Origin of the sequence: Streptomyces swartbergensis, assembly GCF_002148965.1 — a bacterium.
Taxonomy (GTDB): domain Bacteria; phylum Actinomycetota; class Actinomycetes; order Streptomycetales; family Streptomycetaceae; genus Streptomyces; species Streptomyces swartbergensis.
The window spans coordinates 1-1,362 of the sequence record NZ_NGFN01000699.1 but is presented as its reverse complement, the minus strand read 5'-3'; the positions used below and the strand labels follow the sequence as shown (position 1 = coordinate 1,362).

Annotated in this window: 1 protein-coding gene; it reads right to left on the bottom strand. The window is 65.7% G+C overall.

Annotation, left to right across the window (positions count from 1 at the left end):
* Nucleotides 1–45: 45 nt before the first annotated feature.
* The coding region (locus CA983_RS43685) for an ABC transporter substrate-binding protein (protein WP_086606114.1) at nt 46–1,362 on the bottom strand (1,317 nt) is incomplete at its 5' end.

Here is a 1,362-nt window from a genome sequence, read left to right as displayed (position 1 = left end):
CGGGGGCCGGGGGCCGGCCCTTGGCTCGGGCCCGGCGGATGAGCCTCAGCGCCTGGTGGAGAGGTACTTCTCGTAGGGCGCGGCGAGTTCGTCCAGGACGGAGTCGGTGCTCGCGCCGTTCATCAGGTTCTGGGTAGCGGCGACGAGGGCGTCGTAGTAGCCCGGGACCGGCCAGTCCGGATAGAAGGCCAGGCCGTTGGACTTCTGGTACTGGTCGAAGGCGTCGATCAGCTGCTTCGACCGGGCGTTGGTGATCTGGTCGGACTTGACGGCGAGCGGGACGTTGCCGTTCTCACCGATCAGCTTCTGGATCTTGTCCGACATCGTGATGCCGATGAAGTCCTCGGCCAGCTTCTTGTTCTTGGCCTTCGTCGGGATGACCCACTGGTTCCCGCCGGAGCCGAGCGTCATCTTCGCGCCGGGGTAGGGGGCGACGGACCACGTGAAGTCCTTGATGTCGGTCGTGAAGCCGCCGAACCACCAGTTGCCGCTTACCATGATCGGGCGTTTGCCGGAGACGAACTGCTCGCTCATGTCGGCGCCCTTGAGGCCGACGTCCTTCTTGTCGAAGTAGCCCTTGGACAGCCACTCCTCGTACTTCTTGACCGCCCACGTCCACTCGGGGCCGTGGAAGTCGACCTTGCCCTTGTAGAGCTGGTAGTCGTCGACCCAGGTCCTGCTCGCCTTGGCCAGTGCCAGCAGGTACAGCCAGTGGGAGGCGGGGTAATCGTTGCCCGCGTTGGCGAGGGGGGTGACGCCGGCCTTCTTGAACTTGGCCAGGGCCGTCTCGAGGCTCGCGAAGTCGGTCGGCTTGGTGACGTCGTACTTCTTGAACAGGTCGTCGTTGTAGTACGCCAGGACGAACTCGCCGTAGTTCGGCACGCCGTACCACTTGTCGCCGCCCATCTCACCGTCCGCGTCGTAGCGGGCGGTGACGGACGCGCTCTTGCTCATCTTCTTGTCCCAGCCGCGTTCCTCGACGACCGAGGTCAGATCGGTGAGCAGGCCCTGCTTGGCGAGCAGGCCGGTGGTGGCGTTGCCCTTGTTGTACTCCAGGACGTCGGGGGCCGAGTCGGAGTTCAGGATCATCGAGGCGTTCTGCTGGATCTGCTCGAACGTCTTCTGCTCGAAGATCACCTTCACGCCGGGGTGGGTCTTCTTGAACTCGGCTATCGCGGCTGCCCACGCCTTGCCCAGGGCGCCGTCCTTGTCCTCGTAGTGCCACAGCCGGAGCGTCTTGCCGTCCTCGGCGCCGGTGCCGGATCCGCCGCAGGCGGTGGCCAGGGGAGCGGTGACGGCGATGGAGGCAGCGGCCATCAGCAGGCGGCGCCGGGAGACCCCGGCCGGGGAGCTGTTCGTCAT